The 24,339-nt window shown below is 42.4% G+C and carries 19 protein-coding genes and 1 pseudogene; 11 read left to right on the forward strand and 9 right to left on the reverse strand.

Annotated elements, in window-relative coordinates; all coding sequences use genetic code 11:
* Positions 1-3 precede the first annotated feature (3 nt).
* The gene (locus BM736_RS05160; RefSeq protein ID WP_076409391.1) at positions 4-2,046 is read left to right on the forward strand and encodes a methyl-accepting chemotaxis protein; all 2,043 of its coding nucleotides are present in this window, start codon (positions 4-6) and stop codon (positions 2,044-2,046) included.
* Between the two features lie 38 nt (positions 2,047-2,084).
* Here the strand turns inward: BM736_RS05160 and BM736_RS05165 are convergent, their stop codons facing one another.
* Complete coding sequence (locus BM736_RS05165) at positions 2,085-2,711, reverse strand: DUF938 domain-containing protein (RefSeq protein WP_076409392.1); 627 nt, start codon at positions 2,709-2,711, stop codon at positions 2,085-2,087.
* A gap of 214 nt (positions 2,712-2,925) precedes the next feature.
* Here BM736_RS05165 and BM736_RS05170 point away from each other — a divergent pair, with 214 nt between their 5' ends.
* The 5 genes from BM736_RS05170 (at position 2,926) to BM736_RS05190 (ending at position 5,863) form a co-directional block, all read left to right on the forward strand.
* Positions 2,926-3,423: an N-acetyltransferase gene (locus tag BM736_RS05170; RefSeq protein WP_076409395.1), complete on the forward strand. Its 498-nt coding sequence runs from the start codon at positions 2,926-2,928 to the stop codon at positions 3,421-3,423.
* Positions 3,424-3,434: 11 nt separating this feature from the next.
* The gene (locus BM736_RS05175) at positions 3,435-3,905 is read left to right on the forward strand and encodes an OsmC family protein (protein ID WP_076409396.1); all 471 of its coding nucleotides are present in this window, start codon (positions 3,435-3,437) and stop codon (positions 3,903-3,905) included.
* A 43-nt stretch (positions 3,906-3,948) separates the two neighbouring features.
* Positions 3,949-4,299, forward strand: coding sequence for a 5-carboxymethyl-2-hydroxymuconate Delta-isomerase (locus tag BM736_RS05180; RefSeq protein ID WP_076409399.1), 351 nt, complete (start codon positions 3,949-3,951; stop codon positions 4,297-4,299).
* Positions 4,300-4,363: 64 nt separating this feature from the next.
* Complete coding sequence (locus tag BM736_RS05185; RefSeq protein WP_179079008.1) at positions 4,364-4,774, forward strand: GFA family protein; 411 nt, start codon at positions 4,364-4,366, stop codon at positions 4,772-4,774.
* 240 nt (positions 4,775-5,014) lie between these two features.
* Positions 5,015-5,863, forward strand: coding sequence for a 2',3'-cyclic-nucleotide 2'-phosphodiesterase (locus BM736_RS05190; protein WP_076409403.1), 849 nt, complete (start codon positions 5,015-5,017; stop codon positions 5,861-5,863).
* Positions 5,864-5,925: 62 nt separating this feature from the next.
* Here the strand turns inward: BM736_RS05190 and BM736_RS05195 are convergent, their stop codons facing one another.
* The 4 genes and pseudogenes from BM736_RS05195 to BM736_RS05210 form a co-directional block, all read right to left on the reverse strand.
* Positions 5,926-8,004, reverse strand: a complete 2,079-nt coding sequence (locus BM736_RS05195) for a bifunctional 2',3'-cyclic-nucleotide 2'-phosphodiesterase/3'-nucleotidase (RefSeq protein ID WP_076409950.1) — start codon at positions 8,002-8,004, stop codon at positions 5,926-5,928.
* Between the two features lie 387 nt (positions 8,005-8,391).
* Positions 8,392-8,805: pseudogene (locus BM736_RS05200) on the reverse strand (M3 family metallopeptidase); the annotation flags it as partial.
* 261 nt (positions 8,806-9,066) lie between these two features.
* Complete coding sequence (locus tag BM736_RS05205; protein ID WP_076409407.1) at positions 9,067-11,118, reverse strand: bifunctional 2',3'-cyclic-nucleotide 2'-phosphodiesterase/3'-nucleotidase; 2,052 nt, start codon at positions 11,116-11,118, stop codon at positions 9,067-9,069.
* A gap of 377 nt (positions 11,119-11,495) precedes the next feature.
* Positions 11,496-13,676: a M3 family metallopeptidase gene (locus BM736_RS05210; RefSeq protein WP_076409409.1), complete on the reverse strand. Its 2,181-nt coding sequence runs from the start codon at positions 13,674-13,676 to the stop codon at positions 11,496-11,498.
* Positions 13,677-14,204: 528 nt separating this feature from the next.
* Here BM736_RS05210 and BM736_RS05215 point away from each other — a divergent pair.
* Positions 14,205-15,785: a PAS domain-containing methyl-accepting chemotaxis protein gene (locus BM736_RS05215; protein WP_076409411.1), complete on the forward strand. Its 1,581-nt coding sequence runs from the start codon at positions 14,205-14,207 to the stop codon at positions 15,783-15,785.
* A 69-nt stretch (positions 15,786-15,854) separates the two neighbouring features.
* Here BM736_RS05215 and ggt read toward each other — a convergent pair whose 3' ends face one another.
* On the reverse strand, positions 15,855-17,603 hold the full coding sequence (gene ggt, locus BM736_RS05220; RefSeq protein WP_076409413.1) for a gamma-glutamyltransferase: 1,749 nt from the start codon (positions 17,601-17,603) through the stop codon (positions 15,855-15,857).
* A 95-nt stretch (positions 17,604-17,698) separates the two neighbouring features.
* Here ggt and BM736_RS05225 point away from each other — a divergent pair, with 95 nt between their 5' ends.
* A complete protein-coding gene (locus BM736_RS05225; protein WP_143562321.1) occupies positions 17,699-19,000 on the forward strand; it encodes a GNAT family N-acetyltransferase in 1,302 nt (433 codons plus the stop codon).
* A 22-nt stretch (positions 19,001-19,022) separates the two neighbouring features.
* Here BM736_RS05225 and BM736_RS05230 read toward each other — a convergent pair whose 3' ends face one another.
* Positions 19,023-19,640 carry a LysE family translocator gene (locus tag BM736_RS05230; RefSeq protein WP_076409415.1) on the reverse strand — a complete coding sequence of 206 codons (618 nt, stop codon included), beginning with the start codon at positions 19,638-19,640 and terminating at the stop codon, positions 19,023-19,025.
* A 150-nt stretch (positions 19,641-19,790) separates the two neighbouring features.
* A complete protein-coding gene (gene hppD / locus BM736_RS05235; protein WP_076409417.1) occupies positions 19,791-20,831 on the reverse strand; it encodes a 4-hydroxyphenylpyruvate dioxygenase in 1,041 nt (346 codons plus the stop codon).
* Positions 20,832-21,109: 278 nt separating this feature from the next.
* Between hppD and BM736_RS05240 the strand changes: the two genes are divergently transcribed.
* The 3 genes from BM736_RS05240 (at position 21,110) to BM736_RS05250 (ending at position 22,842) form a co-directional block, all read left to right on the forward strand.
* Complete coding sequence (locus BM736_RS05240; protein ID WP_076409419.1) at positions 21,110-22,003, forward strand: LysR family transcriptional regulator; 894 nt, start codon at positions 21,110-21,112, stop codon at positions 22,001-22,003.
* Between the two features lie 60 nt (positions 22,004-22,063).
* Positions 22,064-22,303 (forward strand): hypothetical protein, encoded by a 240-nt coding sequence (locus BM736_RS05245; protein ID WP_076409421.1) that lies wholly within the window; start codon positions 22,064-22,066, stop codon positions 22,301-22,303.
* A gap of 182 nt (positions 22,304-22,485) precedes the next feature.
* Complete coding sequence (locus tag BM736_RS05250; protein WP_076409423.1) at positions 22,486-22,842, forward strand: DUF6508 domain-containing protein; 357 nt, start codon at positions 22,486-22,488, stop codon at positions 22,840-22,842.
* Positions 22,843-23,186: 344 nt separating this feature from the next.
* On the opposite strand, the gene BM736_RS05255 is transcribed toward BM736_RS05250, so the two are convergent.
* Positions 23,187-24,179: a cytochrome-c peroxidase gene (locus BM736_RS05255; protein WP_076409425.1), complete on the reverse strand. Its 993-nt coding sequence runs from the start codon at positions 24,177-24,179 to the stop codon at positions 23,187-23,189.
* Between the last annotated feature and the right edge of the window lie 160 nt (positions 24,180-24,339).

Genomic DNA, 24,339 nt, shown 5'->3' on the forward strand with positions numbered 1-24,339 from the left:
TAAATGTCAGTATTGTTTTCTTTCGGCGTAGGTATAGCTAACAAGCTTAGCTTTAAAAAGAAATTTACCTTGCTAGCCATTGCAACACTATTGCCACTATCAATAGGTGCTGCGTATTTAATTGCTCTGCAGCTTCAACAAGTGACTAAGGTCCAAGATGAGCTCAATGGTTTATCGTTTGTTGAACAGTTAACGAGTATAGAGCAGCTGGTGGAGCGACTCAGGCTAGCAAGTGTTGAGCAAGAGGGCCAAACAAATACTCATCAGCAGATGTTATCTGAGCTGCTCGCTCAACTTTCTGCTCAATCAGAGCAGTACTTAATGGTTAGCCCACAGGCAGTGAGATCATTACAGGCTAATATTGTGTCAAACAGCCGACAACTTTTATCTGATGAGCAAGATGTTAGCCGCTCTGTTCATCAGCTAAATAGGTTTGGCGATCAAATTCAGGATTTAAAAGAAGACATAGGTGCTGAGTCAGGTTTGTCATTAGATGCTAAGCCGAGTGGATTTTACCTCTCTGAGCTCTATTTAGTTCGCCTATCTAGTATTAAAGATTTCAGTGAGAGAGTATCGGCAGTGTCGGCTCAAGTGCTTATAAATGAAGGGTTTACCCAAGACTCATACACACAACTCGTGGCCTTAAATAATCGGTTAGCCGAACTATTACAAAGTAGTGAAAAGACGCTCTCTAGGTTGAGTGAACTGCAAAGCGATGAAGTAAGCAACTTACTGATTGCTGACATTGAACAGAGCCATCAAGCGACTGCAAACTTTATTCAAACGGTAAATAAAAAGCTGATTGAACCTGATGACTTAGCCATTAATTTCCAACTGTTTAAGCGAGCATCTCAGCAGCTCAATGAGCAGCTTAAACAGGCTAAGCTGCAAACGTATCAGTTTCTTAAATCACAGTTGATGGCACGTGAAAAGAGCAAGTTGATGACGATGATGTGGTTAATTGGGATTGTGGTCATCGTGGTTGTCGGTTCTCTTTATTCTCTTATCGTTATCTATCGAGCCATTGCGACTAATGTTGAACAGATTAAGCTCATTGCCAACCGAGTTTCAAAGGGGGACTTAAGTCATGATATTAGTTTATCCAATAGTGACTCTGCTAGTGGGGCTAATACTGCCAAAAATGGTGATGAGTTTGCGCAAATTGCTAATGCGTTTAATGTCATGCTAGTGAGTATCCGCAGTTTGATCACTGAGGTGCAGACGCTAAGTGAGCAAGTTGTGTCAGCCAGTCACGCTATGTTGGAGGTGACCCAAGATGTCGAGTCTACATTGACGGCGCAGCGTGTTGAAAGTCATGATGTCGCAAGTGCTGTAGGCCAAGTTTTAGTATCAGTAAATAGTGTCGAAGTGAGTATGGGAGAAGCTACTCAAATTACTGAAAAAGCGCAGCAGGCAGTGATGCAAGGTCAAACCGTTATTTTAGATACGGTTCAAGGAATAGATAACATTGCCAAGGAGGTCACTTCCGGTTCTGAGGTGGTTAATCAACTTGCGATTCATACTGGAGAGATTGGCAATGTGGTCGATGTGATCCGCGCTATTGCTGAGCAAACTAACCTGCTGGCACTCAATGCTGCTATTGAAGCTGCTAGAGCAGGAGAGCAGGGAAGAGGCTTTGCTGTCGTCGCTGACGAAGTCCGGTCATTAGCGAGCCGCACGCAAGCATCGACCCAAGAGATCCAATCCATGATTGAACAGGTGCAGACTGGCGTAAAACAGGCTGTTGCGGCAATGGAGTCGGGGACATTTCAGGCAGATAAAGGGGTATTGCAGGCAAAGGAGGTCAGTGCAAGCATGACTCAGCTAACTGCTAATATGCAGCAAATTGTAGGCGTGACCCAAGAGGTAGCTCATGCTGTCGCTGAGCAGCGTTTAGCGACAACACAAATTGACAACAAAACCCTTACGATAGGCAAAGGCGCTGATGATGCGTTACTCTCTGCACAAGGTGCATCTGAGATCTGTGTAAACTTAGCAGTCGATGCCAAGAAGTTGGCTGCGCAGATAGAAGGCTTTAAGCTGTAAATAACAGTAAAGCCAATTTGTACTAAATTAAATTGGAGTTACTCCTTCGTAAAGTGCAGGAGTCGGTTATTAGCAGGCATTTGGTGATCGTCAATTAACTTAAGTCCCTGCTTATTAGCAAGCTGAGTTATCCACTCTATGTCACGTATCGCACTGCTAGGGTCTTGCTGTGCTAGCCAGATATCAAACCTAGCATTACTGTCACTGGTGTAGTCACCATTATAATTAAATGGTCCATAAATACATAAGCTGCCACCTGTTTGCAGATGTTTACCTGCACCGGTAAAGAAAGCTTCTACCATCTCTTTAGCCATAATATGCAGAGTATTAGCGGTAAAAATACCCTCTACTTTCCCCTTAAGTTCATCTAGTGGCCAAGATTGAGTGACATCTAATGTCAATGGGCTTTCAATATTTACGATTGGGCTTGCTTCATTAATGTTTGAGGCGTGTTCGATTTGATTGTTTATGCCGTCAATATAGCAAGCTTGATCGCTGGTTTGCCAAGTTAAGTGTGGCATAGCTTGAGCAAAATGTACCGCATGTTGACCCGTTCCTGTACCTATCTCTAAAACAAGTTGAGCGTTTGAGAAAACCTCAATGATGACGTTGAGTATTGCTGACTTGTTGTTTTCACATGATTGTGAGAAGGGGACTAATGACATAAATGTGAACCTTAATGGATTAGATTATTTCGTTACAACAAATTATAAAAAATAGAAGGTAAAGGGTTAAAAATCTTACTTTATCTTTTGTGAATACTGTACATTGGAAAGTCATAGACAGATAGTGATTTATGTCACTTATTCTAGGCCAGCTTTAGGTTGCTTTGATACAGAGTGTGGGATTTGGAAACCGCTAAGGGATAGGAACATTATTATGGAGCTGGTAAGTGTTGATAAGGCACATCTACAACAGATGATGAGTTGGTTTACAGACCAAAGCGAACTGCAGACTTGGGCGGGACCAGGTTTTAGCTATCCATTCACTGCTGAGAGTTTTAAAAAAGATCTTAATCTTACCGAGTTACGCTCATTGTCATTAGTCAACAGCGTAGGCGAATTAGTCGGTTTTGGTCAGTGTTATCTTCGTAATGAAAAGTGCCATTTAGGCCGTTTAGTCATTGCGCCTGAATGTCGCGGACAACATTGCGGCTCAGGTCGCTTTTTAGGACAAAAATACAGTCATATTTTGATTAGTTTTCTGAGTGAGCTGGGTTGTCATCATTTAAATGTCCCCAATATGCCAGGCAATGTCTCGCTATTTGTGCTCAGTCATAACTTACCCGCCCTGAACCTATATCTAAACCTTGGCTTTGTACAAACTCAATACCCTGAGCCTATAGGTCTAGATGATTGCCTTTATCTGGTTAAATAAAGAGGAATAGCATGTCTGAATATTTTGCAAAAGTGACTTGGCGTAGGCAAGGGTCAGAAAACTTTGTCGATAACCAATATAGCCGTGGTCATGAGTGGATTTTTGATGGCGGCGTTGTGGTGCCAGCCTCATCATCGCCCCATATTGTTCCTCTGCCATTTTCTGTCGAGATCAACGTTGATCCAGAAGAAGCTTTTGTGGCGTCATTATCAAGCTGTCATATGCTGTTTTTTCTCTCGATTGCCGCTAAGCGTAAGTTTGTCGTCGATGATTATACCGATAATGCCCTTGGAATAATGGGCACGGATGGGGAGGGGAAAATGGCTATGACTCACGTTTTTTTAAGACCTAGAGTTATTTTTTCTGGGAGTAAGCAACCCACTGATACGCAATTGGAGAAGATGCACCATCAGTCCCATGAGTTATGTTTTATCGCTAACTCAGTTAAGACTGAAGTGATCACTGAAATTGTGCCGGCATAATAGATAGCTTGCGTGTTCAAACCATTAAACTTAGGAGTTGTTCGTGCCCCATTGTGTGATTGAGTGTCCAATTGAACTTAAGTCTGTCGTGGATTTTAATTTACTTGTCTCAGCGGTGCATGAGGCTGCTGTATCATCAAATTTATTTGAACAAGGCGATGTAAAAGCCAGGCTCAACGTCGCTGAATATTATGTGGTTGGTGGTATTAAAGCGCCCTATGTACATACCTTAGTGCATCTTTTGAGCGGGCGAACTGAAGCACAAAAGAAGCGATTAGCCGATTCGGTCACTAAAGCGGTTTGTGAACTGTTACCGAGTGTCAGAATGGTTTCCACAGAGGTGAGAGATATTCCTAAACTTGCTTATAGTAATCGAGGTGCAATAAGCGGATAAAAGCGTGTATTAATTATCAGTTTTTTTTCAATGGCAAATACCAATCAAAATAATAGGAAATGTGATGTATCAAGGAAAGTGCTTATGTGGTGAGGTTGAAGTATCAATAAAGGGGAAAATCTCCGATATCATTCATTGTCACTGCTCGTTATGTCGTAAAAATAGCGGAACGGCATATGCAACTAATGGCTTTGTGAATAGTGAGGATTTTAATGTGGTTAAAGGCTTAGAGAAATTGAGCCAATTTAGCTTCAAACCAGGGCGTACTCGCCATTTTTGCCAGCATTGTGGCTCACCTGTATATAGCACTAATAGCGACGATAAGAGCCGAATTCGATTGCGCTTAGGCATTTTAGATACTGCTATTTTAGAGCGACCTATGTCTCATAACTTTGTGTCTTCAAAAGCTAACTGGGATGATCTCGACGCTGAAATACCTCGATATGATGGACTAGAGCCAAACCGTAGAGGATAAAACCGATAATAAGGCTGTAAGACTTAAGCAAAGAGGTTTGCATTAGGTTTTCTATTTGAGGATAAGGAAAAATTCACTTTAATCAGAATAACTGTTTTTTACTGCTATAGTTTTAATAACGAGCTGTTGAAATTTTAGGTTCCAGGATAGGGGCTGCAAATTATCAAGATCACAGCATCCTATGAGCCAAGTGTTGAAGCTAACATTATCTGCTCGTACAGTAAGATACAGGGAAGTAGCATGATTAAATATCGATCCCCAAGCCAGCAAAGCCAATATGTTATCTGGGCGCTCACCTTCACTATTTTCATTTTTACTACCTTCTGGTCTGTATTGTTTTTTGAATACATTGACCCTGATTCCTATTTATGGAAACAGTTTGAACAAGTTGAGATTATTGAGCCCCGCTTGGTCGCCGAAGGTGTGTTAGAGCATCTATTTAATGCCGTATTATTCAGCGCTTTTCTGAGTATAAGCATCTATTTTGTACTTAAGCATTTGTTTATTAAAGTGTCACAAAGAGGGTTGCCTGAGGGGTTTTATACGCAAAACTCTTGGTTGGACGTTGATGATAAGTATTTAGTGTTAATCCAAGCTGATGAATTAGTATTTTTTAAGTTTGAACGAAAAGTGGCTAAACGGCTGCAAATTGAGTATCAGCATGGTGAAACAATTGATGCGCTGATTGCTTTAGCCGAACCTCACGAAGTCCAGCGAATTCCCTTTGATGAGATTAACGAACTCGTGAGTGATCATAATTCAGATATCTTTTATGTTAAGCACCACGGAGTGCGACATAAAGTGGTTTTTATTAATCAAGCAGTCAAAGCTCACGCGCTAGAGTTGGTGCAGCTATTGTTGCCTGAAGAGTTAGCCTACCACCGTAATGAGAGAACTAAGTTTAAGGCTGCACTTCCATTTTTGACAGCGTTCATCGGTCTCGTCATCTTTGCCATGACGGTTGATATGGTACTCATTCGCTATCTGTTCAGTCTAACAGCGCTATTTATTGCCATGCCTAAACTGTTTTCTAGCTATATGGATCCCAAAGTGACAGAAACCTGGTCCCACAATGAGGTCAGCACTTAAATTCATACTAAGTAAAAAGGCTCCCTAGGGAGCCTTTTTACTTACAAGCATCACCAAGAAAACTACTTAGTGACTGGATCTAAGGTTAAATTGATTTGATATACGGCGAAACCTAGTTCATCTACAGACACTTTGGTCATAGTGCGCTGCTTTGTTTCATCGATGAAGGTAGCGGCTTTATCTGTGTTTTGAGTTTCGAAGCGAATATCCAGCGCGGTGTTCGTATCGATAGTCTTAAAGCTCCAGTTATGGTCGGCTGCGGTATTGACCTGGCCATGTGCTTCAGTTTGAGCCGTAATGTACTGAGCAAGTACGTCACGGTTTTCATCTGGTAGCTCAAGGACAACATGCTCAGGGCCTGTTCCTGCAAATTTACCACCAAATGCACGGTAGTTATTTGTGGCGACAATAAATTCCATAGCGGCAAGATCTTCGCCGGTATGAATCATCCCTTGTGCATCTTCAAAGCTCAGCTCTGTAATACGTTCAGCGTTTTCGTTACCTTCGACAATCGCACAATCGTTATCAAACTTTGATGGTTGAGTCACATCAATTTGATAAGTCACGCCATCAATCACATCAAAGTTATACGTTCTATGGGTATCCCAGTTAATCAAGCTTTGCGGCTCAGTTGAGCTGGCATCAATTTGATTGAATTGATTCGCACTACACTCTAACCAGTCTTTAAGCTCGGCGCCATTGAGTTTTACCGCAACCATAGTATTTGGGTAGAGGTAAAGGTCAGCAGCATTTTTGTAGGTTAGCTCGCCTTTATCAACCTGTACGTATTGGTCTGCATCGCTTGGTACTTCATGGCGACCACCGGCTTTAAATGGCGCGGCAGCTGAAAGTACAGGTATATCTTTCAATGAAGGGATACTGGCTATTTGCTGCTTAACTTTGTCGATTTGTGCATCTGAGACAATCTGAACAGTTGGATCGTCTTGGACTAAGGTTAAGAAGCTATACATGTTGGCAGAACCCACACCAATAGGCTGATCAACAAAGTCTAGCGTGCCTAAATGTTCCTGTTCAACGGCATCACGGATAGATTGATCAGCTTCAACGTAGGCATTTTCACCATTTTCGTCAGTCCAAGCTATCGGTCTTGCTTCTGATTGAGAACCAACCACAGACCACTTACCGTCTTTAAGCTCGAGCTTAAGATCGACAACACCTAAGTTATCGCCCCAACGCCCAGGCATAACAGCTGCAACGCCATTGATTGTTCCTTTTTCGATATCAATATTTTCGATACCGCCATAGTTAGCACCAGGGAACACTGAATGGCTATGACCAAACATAATGGCGTCGATACCCTCGACAAGACTCAATGCATAAGTGGCATTTTCAGCTTCAATTTCACCTGGATTCTCAGGAGAACCTATACCTGAATGCGGAATGGCGATGATCACATCAGCACCTTCAGCTTTCATCTGAGGGACGAATTTTTCTGCAGTTTTGATAATGTCATCAGCTCTGACTTTGCCTTCAAGATGCTGCTTATCCCACTGTAAAATTTGTGGTGGAACAAAACCAATGTAACCAATCTTGATGGTGTGCTTGTTACCTTTATTGTCGATAACTTCTTTATCTTGGATCAGGTATGGCGTGAATAGGTTATCGCCGCGCTGTAGATCGTTCCAACAATCATATGCATCACAATACACATTAGCATTGATATACGGGAAGTCAGCCCCTGAGATGGCTTGCTCTAAAAAATCTAAGCCGTAGTTAAACTCATGGTTACCTATGTTACCCACAGCATAATCTAACGTGTTCATTGCCTTATAAGCGGGGTGTGTCTCACCTGCTGCAACGCCCAAATCTTTCTTAAATTGGTCGGCAACATAATCCCCCATAGGGCTACCTTGTAGTAGATCGCCATTATCAACCAGTACGAAGTTCTCGCTCTCAGTACCGGCCGCTGCAATTAATGTGGCAGTACGGGCTAGACCAATGGTCTTGTCTTCTTGACCACTGTAGTAGTTGAAATCCATGATATTGGTGTGTAGATCAGTGGTTTCTAGGATGCGAAGATCAACCTGCGCGGAAGTGATCATGTCATCATCAGAATTACTACAAGCGGCTAGACCGAGTGTAGATGCAATTACTACAGCTAAAGCTTTTTTATTAAACATATCCATCATTCTCATTTTATTTAAGACCCCGAAACAGACTCATTGAAAAGTCTTGTCTCATGTAACTAACGTGATATTTCTTGTGATAGCACTGTAAGCTTGGTCGCAAGTATATGCTCAATGAGTTTCAGAAATGTGATTTAGAGTAAGGCTTTAGTGGATTATTTGCGATCTAGGTATTGTTTGCTTGTTATCTGTACGCATGTGTATCACCTCGTTGATACGGGTGTGTTTTTAATGCTGGTTTTGTGTGGGAACAAGTTGCTGGTGTGAGCAAACATGATAGGCATCTGTGCTTTGCCATTTTATTTACGTTTTATGCCTGCAATATAAAGAGCCCTAAAACGGGCGCTTTATAAAATGACAAAATGATATTTGTGTCAGCAATTACTTAGCAAGTAGTCCACGGCTGCGAAGTAGTGGGTCGATGCCAGCTTCTTTACCACGGAATTGCTTGTATAACAGCATAGGATCTTTACTGCCACCTTGAGACAAGGTGTTGTTTCTGAACGCTTCTGCAGTAGATTGATCGAAAATGCCATTCTCTTTAAATGCTTCGAATGCATCGGCACCTAAGATATCAGACCAAAGGTAGCTGTAGTAACCAGCTGAATAACCACCTGAGAAGATATGTGAGAAGAACGTACTGCGGTAACGCGGTGCTATCTCGTTAATCAGTCCCATTTTATTTAATGACTCAGCTTCAAATTTAGCCGCATCTTTCGGGGTGAAATCAGTCACTGTATGCCAGTCTAGATCCAGTTTTGTTGCAGCCATATATTCAACACTCACAAAACATTGGATACAAAGGAAATATTGTGTGAATGGTATCAATGCTATGTTGCGTAGGTGTTCTTGGGAAAAGTGAGTCAAGCAATAGATAGTTAAGTGAAAGCTCTACACATTAGTCGAGACGGACTTTACAGCAATAGTAATAGTTTTGTGTATTAAGTAGCTGAAACTAAAGTAGGTGTTACTTTTCAATTCTTGCCTTACTTTCAAATAAAAAGGCTCCGAAGAGCCTTTATCTAATTAAATAGCGTTATTTATGAAACGTACATGCTAACTTTTTGTTAGATCGATTTGATAAACAGCAAAGCCAAATTCATCGCTTTCAGCGAGTTTAGTCAAGCTACGCTGTTGAGTTTGTTCAATGAATGCATCAGCTTTTTCACTGTTTTGGGTCTCGAAGCGAATATCAAGGGTAGTAGCTGGAGTGATAGTGACAAAGCCCCAGTTGTTATCAGCTGTAGGATCGACTTCTCCGTTCGCCTCTGTTTCTGCCGTTATGTATTGAGAAAGTGCCTCACGGTTTGTATCAGGTAGCTCCATAATCACATAGTCTGATCCTGTACCGGCAAATTTGCCACCAAACGCACGATAGTTATTTGAAGCAATGATGAACTCTTTACTGGAAAAGTCGTCTCCAGTGAAGATTGTTGTACCGTCTGAGTATGCTAAATCGACAATACGGTTTGCATCACTATTAATGACTTTACAGTCACCATCAAACTTAGCTGGTTGTGTGACATCAATTTTGTAGCTGACACCATCTATAACATCGAAGTTATATGTTCTGTGTGTATCCCAGTTAATTAAGTACTGAGGCGCAGCAGAATTTGGATCTATCTGATTAAACTGATTTGCACTGCACTCTAGCCAATCTTTTACTTCTGCCCCTGTTACTTTTAAGGCGACCATAGTATTTGGGTATAGGTAAAGATCTGCAGCATTTTTGTAGGTTAAATCTCCTGCTGGTACCTGTACATAAGAGTCTGCGTCAGCTGTTGTGCTATGACGGCCCCCCGCTTTAAATGGTGCAGAAGCAGAAAGAACCGGAATGTGCTTAAGATCCTCAGTTAAGTTAGCTTGTACTTTAGCTATCTGAGCATCTGAAACAATTTGAACTGATGGATCGTCTTGAACTAATGTTAGGAAGCTGTACATATCGGTAGATGCTTTACCGATTGGTTGGTTAACGTACTCGAGTGTTCCTTGATGCTCCATTGCTACAGCATCACGGATCGCAATATCTGCGTTAACCAATTCTGGTGTTTCTGCATTTTTATCATAGATAGGGGCAGCTTTTGCTACACGGTCAATGACAACCCAGCCATCATCTTTCATTTCAAGTGTTAGGTCGATAATTCCTAAGTTATCTCCCCAGCGCCCAGGCATAACCGCCGCCACGCCGTTGATGGTACCTTTTTCTAGATCTGCGTTTTCTAGTCCTTCAAAAGTAGATGATGGGAATACTGAATGGCTGTGACCAAATGCAATAGCGTCAATACCTTCAACAAGCGAAAGTGTATAAGTTGCGTTTTCATCATTCACATCAGCAGGATTAGATGGCGTGCCGATACCTGAGTGTGGAATAGCGACAATAACATCAGCGCCTTCAGCCTTCATCATCGGAACAAATTTCTCAGCGGACTCAACAATTCCCATCACAGAGACACGGCCGGTAAGGTTTTGCTTATCCCATAAAAGAATTTGCGGTGGTACAAAGCCGATATAACCAATTTTAACGATCTGCTCATTGCCAAGGCTATCAATGACTGTTTTTTCTTCGATAATGTAAGGGGTGAAAAGGTTGTCGCCTTTCTCTTTACCATCCCAGCAATCTGCTTCACATAGGACGTTAGCATTTATATAGGGAAAATTAGCACCTGCTAGGGATTCTTCAAGGAAGTCTAGACCATAGTTAAACTCATGGTTACCAATATTACCTACTGAATAGCCTAAGGTGTTCATCGCTTTATATGCTGGATGAGTACCACCTATGGTGTTATCTCGCTTAAAGTTAGCGGCAACATAATCTCCCATAGGGCTACCTTGTAGAAGATCGCCATTATCGACAAGAACCACATTATTCACATCACTACCGTGTGCTTTAATTAAGCTGGCAGTACGAGCAAGACCAATTTTGGCATCGTACTTTGTCTTATAGTAATCATAATCCATGATGTTGGTATGGATATCACTGGTTTCTAGAATACGTAGGTCTACCTGTGCAACGGGCTCAACAGGTGTACTATTATCGTTATCTGAACCGCAAGCTGTTACGCCTAGTGCTGATGCGATGACAACCGCTAAAACATTTTTAGTTAACATATTTAAATTCCATCAATTTTTGACCCCAAGCCATTCTGCATTTTTATGTAGATATGGCTCATTTATGCCGCAAAGTTACTTTTTTGGTTTATATGCTGGCATTGTGGTTATTATATGATGCAAATATGTTTAATTATGTGATCTGGATGAGGGCTTTACACTCTTTACAGTAGCAAAAATACCAAATACCTTTTTAAATGGTGTTTTAGTAAACAATTGATTGGATTTCTCAGGGGGAGAATAGCAATATTGAGGTATGTTATTAACGAGTTTGTATTAAAAATACACCGCGAGGCGTTTACTCCTGGGTTTACAATCAATAAAAAAGAGCCCTGAAGGCTCTTTTTTATAAAGGGGTTAACGAAAAAAAATTAACCTTATTTTGCCAACAGACCTCGGCTGCGAAGCAGTGGGTCGATGCCAGCTTCTTTACCACGGAACTGCTTGTATAACAGCATAGGATCTTTACTTCCACCTTGAGACAAGATGTTGTTTCTGAATGCTTCTGCAGTAGATTGGTCGAAAATGCCATTCTCTTTAAATGCTTCGAAGGCATCGGCACCTAAGATATCAGACCAGAGGTAGCTGTAGTAACCAGCTGAATAACCACCCGAGAAGATATGTGAGAAGTACGTACTGCGGTAACGCGGTGCTATCTCATTAATCAGCCCCATTTTATTTAATGACTCAGCTTCAAATTTAGCCGCATCTTTCGGGGTGAAATCAGTCACTGTATGCCAGTCTAGATCCAGTTTTGTTGCAGCCATATATTCAACAGTCGCAAAACCTTGGTTGAACTTACTAGCAGCTTGGATCTTCTTCACAAGCTCCTGTGGGATCACTTCACCTGTTTTATAGTGCTTAGCAAATTGAGCCAAAACTTCAGGTTGTGTCATCCAGTTTTCCATCACCTGTGAAGGGAACTCCACATAGTCACGAGGTACTGAGGTACCAGCCTGAGAGCGATACTCAACATCAGACATCATGCCGTGAAGCGCATGGCCAAATTCATGGAATAGGGTGCTTGCTTCATCAAATGTCAGTAATGATGGCTCACCCGCAGCAGGACGTGGGTAGTTAAGCACGTTAACAATAATTGGCTTAGAGTCGACACCGTTCATATTGTACTGTTGGCGATATGAGTTCATCCATGCGCCACCACGCTTGCTGTCACGGACATAATAATCGCCCATGAAGATAGCCATCAGCGAGCCGTCTTTGTCGTAAACTTCCCATGTACGAACTTCATCGTTGTACTTAGGTAGGTCAGTACGCTCTTTTACTGTGATCCCAAAGAGGCGGTTTGCTGTATAGAAGACACCTTTAAGGGTATTTTCTAGTGAGAAGTAAGGGCGGGTCTGTTGCTCATTAAAGCTGTACTTTGCAACGCGGATCTTATCTGAGTAGTACCACCAGTCCCAACCAGCAAGTTTGAAGTCGCCGCCTTCACTATCGATAAGCTCTTGCATAGTAGCAACTTCTGCTTCTGCTTGACCAAGCGCTGCAGGCCATACCTTATTAAGCAGTTCATAGACATTTTCAGGTGTCTTAGCTGTACGCTCTTCTAACACAAAATGTGCATGGGTCTTGTAACCCATAAGTTGAGCTCGTTCTGCTCGAAGGGCCGCCATCTTAGCTAAGATTTTCTTGTTATCGTTAGCATTGTCGTTGTTACCACGCATGATATAGCCGTTGTAGATCTTCTCACGAAGCTCACGGTTATCAGCGTAGGTTAGGAACGGAGTGATTGATGGACGTGAAGTGGTAAATACCCACTTGCCTTCATGGCCACGCTTTTTAGCGGTCTCTGCAGCAGTGCTGATGACATCTTTTGGTAGGCCTGAAAGATCATCGACATTATCGATAATTAGCTCAAATGAATTTGTTTCAGCAAGCAAGTTATCACCAAACTCTAGGCTTAACTTACCAATCTGCTCATTAAGGCCACGAAGCTTAGTTTTATCAGCTTCATTTAAGTTTGCGCCGCCACGGGTAAATGATTTATAGGTATCATCAAGTAGTTTAGATTGCGCCGTGTTAAGGTTTAGGCTATCACGTGAGTCATAAACCGCTTTCACTTTTTTAAACAGCTTGTCATTAAGTAACACATCATCGCTAGCAGATGACAGCATTGGAGAGACCTCTTTCGAGATCTTCTGCAGCGCATCATTGGTATCAGCACCTGTTAGGTTATAGAAAACGCTGGCAACTTTTGAGGTTAACTCACCTGAAAATTCCATCGCTTCGATAGTGTTAGCAAACGTTGGCTTTTCTGGGTTATCGATAATAACTTGAATTTCAGCTTTGTGCTGAGCAATACCGGCTTTAAAAGCAGGTAGGTAGTGCTCTGGCTTGATTTTGTCGAAATCAGGGATCCCGAGATAAGTATCGTATGGCTTAAAGAATGGGTTACCGGCATTATTTTCAATTATCTGCTGTGCAACAACATTAGGCGCTTGATTAAGATCACTGCTGCCAGTTGTTGAAGAGCTACATGCGCCTAAAGTAATGGTCAATGCCATAGCTGCCACGAGTGGTTTGAGGGTTAATCCCTTCATAATATAATATCCCCGGATTTATTGGTTTAATTGCTTGCGTTGTGAATTTTATCGCAGTGTCACATTTGAGTTAACACGAGCGGAATTTCTAGGTAAATCTTATACGTCAAAAGTCTTAAGTAGACGTTAAAGGCTTTTAAGTATCATGGTTGAAGGTGTTAAAGCTATCAAAATAATGTTTTGTTTGTAACAAATGTTTTGAATGCCTTGTTTTTATACAAGATAAGCCTGGTTACTTGTACTTATATGGGCTTTATCATCGATGCCCTTCAAACCGATTAACTATAATCGTTTGAATGTAATTTAGGCATAACCAACTAATTATATGAGGTTTAATTTAGCTTTGTTTAAAGTTTTTTCGGGAATATTGCTCAGCGCTGTCATTGAACATTGATTAGAAATAGTGCGAATGGTTTAAAGCTGTGAATGCCATTTTAACAATTGATGTAAATATTGACGGTTGTCAATATTGTTCCTCTCATCATTTGTGAGAATGTTGCGACATTTATAACCATAAGACCCAAATGAATGAATGAACATCGAGCTGTAACGCAGAAAGAGAAGCTGCTTAGCGAAGACTGTATCTTACTATCAACGACAGATCTGAAGGGTAAGATTAAATATGCCAATGAAGATTTTTTGCGGTTGAGTGAATACAGCGACGAAGAAGTTCATCGACAGCCTCACAATATGTTAAGACACCCAGATATGCCAAAGGCGGCATTTCAATCGATGTGGCAACGTATTGAGCAGGGGAAGCCTTGGGTAGGTATAGTCAAAAACCGTTCAAAGAGTGGCGATCATTATTGGGTAAATGCCTATGTTGCGCCCGTTTTTGAGAAGGGTGAGATTCATGAGTTTCAGTCAGTAAGACGTAAAGCCACCCCTGAGCAGATAGCCTCTGCAAGCAGTATCTATCAAGACTTAAATGAAGATAAAAAGCCTAAAGCGTTAAAATCGCCAGTTCTTGGGTTTAGTGGGCGCTTATTTTTATGGTTCTTCCTCACAATAGTATTAGGCGTTAGCTTGGCGGGGATCTCTGTGGTGCTGGCGGTTATCGCGGCAACGATATTCGGCGCGATTGGATTAACCATGATACTTTCGCCCTTTAAAGAGCTTGTCGATATGGCGAGTAATATTGTTGATGATCCGCTCGCAACAGGGGTATTTACTGGCAGGCAAGATGAGTTAGGAAAATTGAGCTTCGCTATGCAGTTTCTCGTCACTGAAACTGGTGGTGTCGTCGGCCGTATGGCTGATTCTGCTGGTGCTATTCAGCACCAAAGCCACAGCCTAAATCAAACTATCTCTAGCACTCGCGAACGCGCCGATAGTCAAAGCATGCAGACCAATCAAGCAGCGACAGCGATTGAAGAGATGAGCAGTAGCTTTTCAGAAGTGAATCAAAATATTCATTTAGCCGCTCAAGAGATGGTCAAAAGCTTTGAGTCAGCAGAGAGTGGACATCAAAGAATGCTTGCCGTGATCGATGCTATTAATAAACTGAGTGATGAAGTCGGTAACTTTTCATCGGTTGTAGCATCAATCGAGCAAGATAGTCGCGATATCAACGAGGTATTAGAAGTGATCCGTGGTATTGCCGAGCAAACTAACTTGTTAGCCTTAAATGCTGCTATTGAAGCTGCACGGGCTGGAGAGTCAGGGCGAGGCTTTGCCGTTGTTGCTGATGAGGTGAGACAGCTATCGAGCCGAACAAGCGATTCAACATCGCACATTGAGTCTATCGTAAGTAAGTTTAAAGAAAGTACAACGCGAGCCACTCAAACGATGGAGTCGGGACTAGAAAAAGCGGCACATTCAGTAAGTTTGGCTGAACAAGCGGATACCGCGTTTAATCAATTAAGAACCTCGATGGGTAAGATAAATGTGATGAGTGATGCTAACGCAGCTGCCATGTCACAACAAACCTCAGTGGCCGGTGAGATCAGTCAGTCAATTCAACTGATCAATGAACTGGCGATGGACAGTTTAAATCAAACCCAAGATGCGACGGCAAGAGGCGAGCAAGTGTCTAGGTTGTCGACTAAAACCCATAATTTGTCACAGCAGTTTTGGCGTCAAAGTGTTCAGCGAAATATTGCAAGCTAACATTAAATGATAGTAACTAAGCCTATTTTACAGGCTTAGTTACTCGAGGACGTGCTTATCGTGATGGGGTTAGTAGCCTAACGTTTGGGCTCCTGCACGGCGAGGATCGGACGAGCCAAATATTCCCTGCTCAGTAACCATGATTGATTGGGTTGAGCCGATGGCATTCCCCACTTTGACCTTATGGCCTTTAGCTTCGAGTAACGTAATCGTGTCACGGTTTAAACTCTGCTCGACGCGTAACAGGTCAGGTAACCACTGATGATGAATACGTGGGGCGGCGGTGGCTTCAGCGATGTTCAAGTCATGATCTATCACATTCATTATCACTTGCATTGTCGTCGTGATAATACGTGAGCCACCTGGGCTTCCCGTTATAATAAACGGTTTACCATCTTTCATTACAATGGTTGGGCTCATTGAGCTTAAGGGGCGCTTGTTACCTTCTACAGCGTTGGCTTCTCCACCGACAAGGCCATAGCCGTTAGGCGTGCCAGGCTTTGCTGAAAAGTCATCCATCTCATTATTGAGTAAAATACCTGTGCCTTTCGCGACTAAGCCTGAGCCATAACTGAAATTAAGTGTATAGGTGTTTGATACGGCATTGCCCCACTTATCGACGACAGAGTAGTGGGTGGTTTGATTGCTTTCATAGGGGGCGAGTTTACCCGGTTTAATTTCACTGCTCGGGGTTGCTCTATTCATCGCAATTTGGCTTGCTAATTTCTTCGCATAATCTTTACTGGTTAACGCTGCAACTGGGACATCATAAAAGTCAGGATCGCCGAGGTACTCACTTCTATCTGCATAAGCTCGTCTCATCGATTCTGTCATAAGGTGCAGAGTCGCCGCAGTATTGTGCCCAAGTTTATCTATGGGGTAGGGCTCTAACATGTTGAGCATTTCAATGATGTGTACACCGCCTGATGAGGGCGGCGGCATTGACACCACTTGATAACCTCGATAATCACCTGTGACGGGCTTACGCTCGACAACCTTATACTGTTTTAGATCGTCTAGCGTCATAATCCCACCGGCACCTTGGATAGCAGAGACTAGCTTTTCGGCAGTTTCACCTTCGTAGAACCCACTGCTGCCATGCTCAGCAATCAAAGATAACGAGTGAGCTAGCTCAGGCTGTTTAAGTGTTTCACCGACCTGATAGTCGCTGCCATCTTTCTTGTAAAAGATTTCGGCTGAGCTAGGCCATTGGGCAATACGTCTTTTAAGGCTTGTTAAAGAGGTTGAAAGGTCTGGCGTTACCGAAATCCCTTTTGAGGCCATTTCAATAGCTGCTGAGGTGACCTGTTTCATGGTCATGGTGCCATATTTCTCTAATGCTAACTCCATTCCCATTACGGTACCTGGAACGCCAACGGCCAGTCCGTGCTCTCGACTGAGTGTAGGGTTTACATCGCCTTGCTCATTAAGAAAGATATCTCTGTGGGCTTTTGAAGGCGCCATCTCTCGGTAATCGATAGCAACTGTTTTATTAGACTCACCAAGATGAACAAGCATAAAGCCGCCGCCACCGATATTACCCGCTCTTGGCAAGGTCACAGCGAGCGCAAAACCGACAGCAACAGCGGCATCTATGGCATTACCGCCTTGCTTTAATATTTCAACGCCAGCTTGAGTCGCCAATGCCTCTTGACTCGATACCATTCCATGCTGCGCCCAAATGGGTTGCACCGTCGCCATGTGGCTGTATATTGAAGATTCAGTAGCTTGTGCTGGCACACTAGTCAGTGCAGAGGAAGCCCCAATGAGAGGCAGAGCCACGGAGATGGCAACAAATAGACGTTTAAGCGAGCGCATGGCGATCCCTTCTCTTATATTAGAAAGTTATAGTTATATATCAGCAATGTGACGTTAATCATATTAAATTGCAAGTCAAATAAGCGGAGAGCAGATTGTTAATCTCAGAGTTGAAAGTGGAGTTTTTAGCGTCAATTGAACTTATTCCAACCACACAGTGGAATAGCTTGATGCAGGGGAGTGCAAACTCAGTGAACCCTTTCACTCGTCATCAATATCTGTCGGCTCTGGAAAAAAGTCGATGCGTGTGCACTAAGTCTGGCTGGACGCCTATGCATCTATCTGTGCTTTACAAAGGAAAACGGATTGCGGTCATGCCTTTGTATAATAAAACACACTCCTATGGGGAGTATGTGTTTGACTGGGCTTGGGCCGAAGCATACGAGAGGAATCATATCGAGTATTACCCTAAGTTATTGAGTGCAATTCCGTTTACTCCTGTAACGGGTAATCGAATGGGGATTGACGTGAGCTTATCGGGTAAAGCGACTGCTGATGTCATTACATTCATTTTTCAAAGTCTGAACCAAGAGGTGACGCGTGGTGAGTATTCAGGATGGCATTGTTTATTTATGCCCAAGACTCAACATAACTGCATTAGCAACACTCAGCGCAGTCTATTGCCCATATCGACGAGTATACAAAGCCCATTAGAAACCAGTTTAGGGCTAGAGCAAGCCACACCGCCGCTTAAGCGCACCGGGACACAGTTTCACTGGCAAAACCATGATTATCGTGATTTTGCTGATTTTTTATCAACAATGAGCTCAAGAAAACGGAAAAATATAATCAAAGAGCGAGCAAAGGCAATAAACCAAGGTTATACATTTAGATTTATTGAAGGTGAGTTAGTGACCGATGCGCAATGGCAGGCGTTCTATTACTGTTATCAGATCACTTATGCAAAACGATCAGGACATTACGGCTACCTGAATCTAGAGTTTTTCAAGTTGCTTGGTAAAACCATGGCGGAGCAGGTACTGCTGCTTGTGGTTGAGAAGCCAATCACATTAGCAGATAACACATCCTCTCTAATCAATGAATCTGATACGAGTCAAATCGTTGCTGCGGCAATCTATTTTAAAAGTGATACTCATCTATACGGCCGTTATTGGGGAGCGTTAGAATCAGCTGATGTGTTGCATTTTGAAGCTTGTTATTACCAGGGAATAGAATACTGCATCAAGCATGGGTTAGATACGTTCGATGCTGGTGCGCAAGGGGAGCACAAAATTGCTAGAGGCTTTGAACCCGTAGTAACTTATTCAAACCACGAAATTGCACACCCCGCTTTTAGGGAGGCCATTGAAGGCTTTGTCCAACAGGAATCAGAACAAAATCGTCGTTATATGATTGAGGCTGCTAAATTGTTGCCGTTTAAGGATAAGGGCAAATAAGCCGATAGCCCCAATCTCGCAGTTAACCCAGTGCCAACCAGAAACCCACGCCAACCATCAATGAGCCTGCAATACGGTTCATCCACTTGATGTTGTCACCTTTGGTTAAGAATACTTTTAAGGTTTTCCCACCGGTGGCGTAGGCAGTCATGCTAACAAACTCGGTAAACATGATGATACTTAGCAGCGCAATAAACTGAGGGGCAAGATCGCGGTCAACATTTATAAAAGGCGGTAGCAGTGAGATCATAAATGCCCAGCCTTTAGGGTTGGCAATGGCTGTGATAAAGCCCTGAGACATGAGTGCTTTATTGCTGATGTTGTTTGACTGCTCATCTAGGCTAGCCATTTTGCCTTTTGCACGCCACATCTGAACGCCGATATAGGCGAGATAGATGCCACCGACCCATTTTAGTATTTCAAAAATGTGTGGGTAGTTAAGCATGATACTTGCGACACCCATTACAGCTGCAACAGCGACTAAGGCCACACCGACTAGCTCACCAATCATCATCCAAAGGGTACGCTTGATGCCGATACTCATGCCTAACGTCATGGCTAAGGTCATACACATTCCTGGCGTGATAGACACAAAGAAAAAGGTAGGTAGGAAAACGGCAAGTAGGGCGATATCAGGCATCAGTCAGTCATTTCTTAGTTTTGTTATCAAGGGTTGTCAGTCTAGTGAATATTGTCTGCAGTGAAAACAAAAAACCAGCCCCATGGGCTGGTTTTACATCTAGCTAACTAAAGAGTGCACACTAGTTAACCTGATATGGACTCATTTTGATTAGAGGACACCGCGGCGCTTCTGGTCACGCTCAATTGATTGGAATAGGGCGGTAAAGTTACCTTCACCGAAACCTAAATTATTCTTGCGCTGGATGATCTCAATAAAGATTGGACCAAATAGGTTCTTAGTGAAAATTTGCAGTAAGTAACCATCTTCATCGCCGTCAATCAAGATTTGATGATGTTTAATACGCTCTCTGTCTTCAGTTACTTGAGGCAGCTTGTCGAAGATGGTGTCGTAATACTCAGGGATAATATCTAATGTTTGAATTGATGAGCCTTCCATCGCATCTAGAGAGTGGACTATGTCACGGCTTCTAAAAGCTAAATGCTGTACACCTGGGCCATCATACTCTTTTAAATATTCATCGATCTGGTTTTTCTCGCTGCCTTTACCTTCGTTAATCGGAATGCAGAAACTGCCATCTGGTGAACGAAGGGCATATGAGATAAGTGCAGTTTGGCTTCCTTTGATATCGAAATAGCGAACTTCAGTAAAGCCAAAGATATCTTTATAGAAGTTAGACCAAAATTCCATAGTGCCTTGGTAGACATTGTTAGTTAAGTGGTCAACTTCGATAAAGCCTTTCTCTTGGGTGATGATTGGCTCTTCAAGATCGACAAAGTCTTTCTGGTAGATATTGTTCTCTTCACCGAAAACGTCGATGAAATAAATTAGACTGTCACCGATACCATAAATAGCAGGATAAGGGTGGTCTTTCTTATCATCAGCAGCAGGTTTTGCACCACGTGCTACAGCGCCTTCAAAAGCAAACTGTGCATCTTCAACACGCCAACCCATCGAACAGATAGCTGGGCCGTGGCTCTTAGCAAATTCAGCCGAAAACCCTTGCTTCTCATTGTTAAGCAGAAAGTTAATATCGTTTTGTTTGTAGTAGCTAATGTCTTTACTTTTACTCTTTTTGAGCTTAGAAAAACCAAAGTCGATAAATACTTGGTGCATGAAATTAAGATCTGGTGTGGCAAATTCGGTAAACTCGATGCCAAGTAATCCCAGTGGGTTCTGTTCGCTAGCCATTATAATATCCTCTTTCGATGTTTCTACTCGCAACCGTTCTTTGGCGGTTTTCAGGAGCTTATGTGATGTCCTCGTGGAGCAACATCATCATTCCGTGATAGGCGGTAGTCGTAGGTCTTTACTGCCTTAACTCTCAATGACTCAAAGCAATCAGTTCAATCAATTTGTGATCTACTTATCAATTTAGTTGCTTGAATGAGCAAAAAAAAGAATAATAATTGGTGTGACTCCATCTATTTAATTGATGGTAATGTAAGCTTTACAGACTTGAGGTTAATATGCGTATTGATGTAGATGCATTTAAGGTGCTCGAAGTATTGGTTGAAGAGGGCAGCTTTGCTAAGGCTGCAGAGCGTTTACATAAGGCGCAGTCGGCGGTGAGTTATCAGGTTAAGAAGCTTGAACAACACTTAGGTGTAAATCTTTTTTGTCGCGATCAATACCGAGCAGAATTAACCGCTGAGGGGAAAGTTATTCTTGCTGAGGGGCAAAGGCTACTTCAATACTTGAATAACATTGAACACTTAGCGAGCAGGTTCAGTGAAGGGTGGGAGCCAAAGCTTGAGCTAATTATCGACGGTTCACTGCCTATGCAGCCAATTATGAAAGCCTTAAAGCGGATGGCGGCTCAAGATATCCCGACAAAGATCCAGCTCAATATGGAGTTTCTTGGTGGTGTTCAGGACAGGTTTGAGCGTGATAATGCCGATTTGATGTTGGTTAAAGACTATCGTACTGGTCCTAATTATCGCCCCCAATCTTTGCCAGATGTAACCAGTTTATTGGTGGCCAGTGCTCAACATCCCTTAGCATCCGATACTAATATCTCCCTTTTTGAACTTCAAAGGCATGTAGAGTTAACCATTGAAGACTCCTCGCCCGAAATAAACTATCAAGATGAACTGCAATTTGGCGGAGATAAAGTATTTTACCTTTCGGGGTTTATGATGAAGAAGAACGCGCTGCAGATGGGACTGGGGTTTGGTTGGATGCCTGACTTCTTAATCAAAGATGAGCTTGAAAGTGGGGAGCTCATTGTGGTTGATTTTAATGGAGGCAGTAAGCACAGCTTTACGCCTAAACTCGTTTCTACGATGCAACGTCCTTTAGGTAAAGCGGGTCGATTATTTACAGAGCTCATTTTAGAAGAGTTCGATAATGCCAAGCTCTGAATGCATAAGCTTGCATTAGTTAAGTTGGAATAATACCAGTTTGGATTGTAGCAAAGAGTGATGGCAACAGACTTTAATGTCACTGGGATAAGCAGATTTTTAGAATGCTATTTTAATAATCGACTTGCTTCGCAAATTGATAAAGCATTGAACCATTTTGCGCTGTTTGATTTTTTATCAAATAAAAACGCAAGTTTTGATTGTTCTACAGCACAAATTAAAACAGTAAAAATGGGAAAAATCACAGTAGTGGTTAAGGCTGAAACGCTAAAGAAAACGAGGACTAGTGCCGATATTTAAGACATAACGTACCGTTAAGCTTAGGTTCAGACCCCCTCGATTAGCATGGGCTTATATTATGAGTGGTACGGCATATGCAGGCTATCTAAGTAAGAATGAAAAATGATAGCGAACATATGTGTAAGTGACATTTCATTGGAAATAGCTCACTTCACTCAGGGCCTGTTCGTTGGAGGTGTCAGATGAATGCATTAATAACTCGCCATACATCAAATCTTTATACTAAATATGTTGGTAATTTTGCTTGCGGAGAAAAGCCCGTTTCAGTGTGTAAGCTTCAAGAATTTCTGGCCGACCTTAGCAAGAGTGAGCTGTTGTTAACCGACTTTAAATGGGATGAGTGGTATCACAATAGCCATTTGGTTGACAGACCCGAATACATCGCGGATGCCAGCCTATATGAATGTCAGCTTTTATTGACCGCTATGGTCCGCTTAGAGAAGTTTAGCCCAGGTGTGATGGACAATATGAGGCGGCAGGGGGTGGTGATTGCCATCCTTGAACGGATCAATATGTTCTCAATGAAGCTGGCATGCTAATTCAAATGCTGAAATGAACAAGGCACAAAGTCGATTATGTATCGTCCGGGTTAATCGGCACGCTTTGTTTAATTGAAAGAGGTGTTCCAGACACAAAGTCGATTATGTACCATCCATGGTAAATCGACACGCTTTGTTTAATTGAAAGAGGTGTTCCTGACACAAAGTCGATTATGTATCATCCATGGTTAATCGACACGCTTTGTTCAATTGAAAGAGGTGTTCCAGACACAAAGTCGATTATGTACCATCCATGGTTAATCGACACGCTTTGCTTAATTGAAAGAGGTGTTCCTGACACAAAAATGCCAGCTGATGCTGGCATTTTTTATTGTTGACTAAGTTTACTTGTCAAAAGGAACTGGTCTTGGCGTGTTGGCATTAGATGGTGGCAAAATTGGTAATACTATCTGAGGTTGCTCACCTGTTAGAGATTTAAGGAAATCGACCATTTGAGCCGTTTCATTCTCTGTTAGTGCCTGGCCTAATTGAATATCTGCCATTGTATTTACCGCTTCCTCTAATGTCCAAGTCGCTCCATCATGGAAGTAGGGGTAGGTCAGTTCAATATTTCGCAGTGTCGGAACTTTAAATACGAACTTATCAGCATCTTTACCGGTTACACCTTTACGGCCAATTGCAGGGTTATCTGTATGGAAAGGCTTTACTAACCCCATCTTCATATACATGGTGCCGCCAACAGCTGGGCCATTGTGACAACTCGTACAACCTTTATCTTTAAACAGTTGATAACCCGCTTGAGCACTTTCAGTGATTGCGTTTTTGTCACCCTGTAAGTACTTATCGAATGGGCTGTGTGGTGTTACCAGTGTTTTTTCAAACTCAGCAATCGCATCGGTAATATTATCGATATTGACAGAGTTTTCACCGTAAATAGCCGCAAATCTTGCTTGATAAGCCGGCATTGAGTTTACAGTCGATACTGCAAGTTCATGGGTATATCCCATCTCTCCCGGGTTCGCAATTGGACCACCTGCTTGCTCTTTGAGATCTTTTGCGCGGCCATCCCAGAACTGAGCTAAACCATATTCAGCATTCAATACTGTTGGTGAATTGATTGGACCTTCCTGCCAGTTGTGGCCAATTGAGGTCGGTAATGCATCAACACCACCTAATGAAAGGTTATGGCAAGAGTTACATGAAATAAAACCTGACTGTGATAGGCGTGGTTCAAAAAACAGCATTTTTCCAAGCTCTACTTTTTCAGGCGCTGTGATTTTAGCAGGTTCAATTATCTGTATTGGTTCATTGGCAATAGCGGGTGCTGCGCTTATTGCTGCGATAATTCCGATAGCGATAGGGGTTAATAGTTTCATGTACGACCTCACATTAGGACTTGTTTTTTTATCTATATTTCGATGTGAGGCAGTGTATTTCTTTTTAGGTAGGTTAGGGTAACGCATTGTTTCGATAGAGACTATCGCAGCTTTGGATTAAGTTTGTGTGAGCTTTGTCTCGGACATGTTGAAGGTTCTC

Origin of the sequence: Shewanella sp. UCD-KL12 (genome assembly GCF_001957125.1) — a bacterium.
In the GTDB taxonomy this organism is placed as follows: Bacteria; Pseudomonadota; Gammaproteobacteria; order Enterobacterales; family Shewanellaceae; genus Shewanella.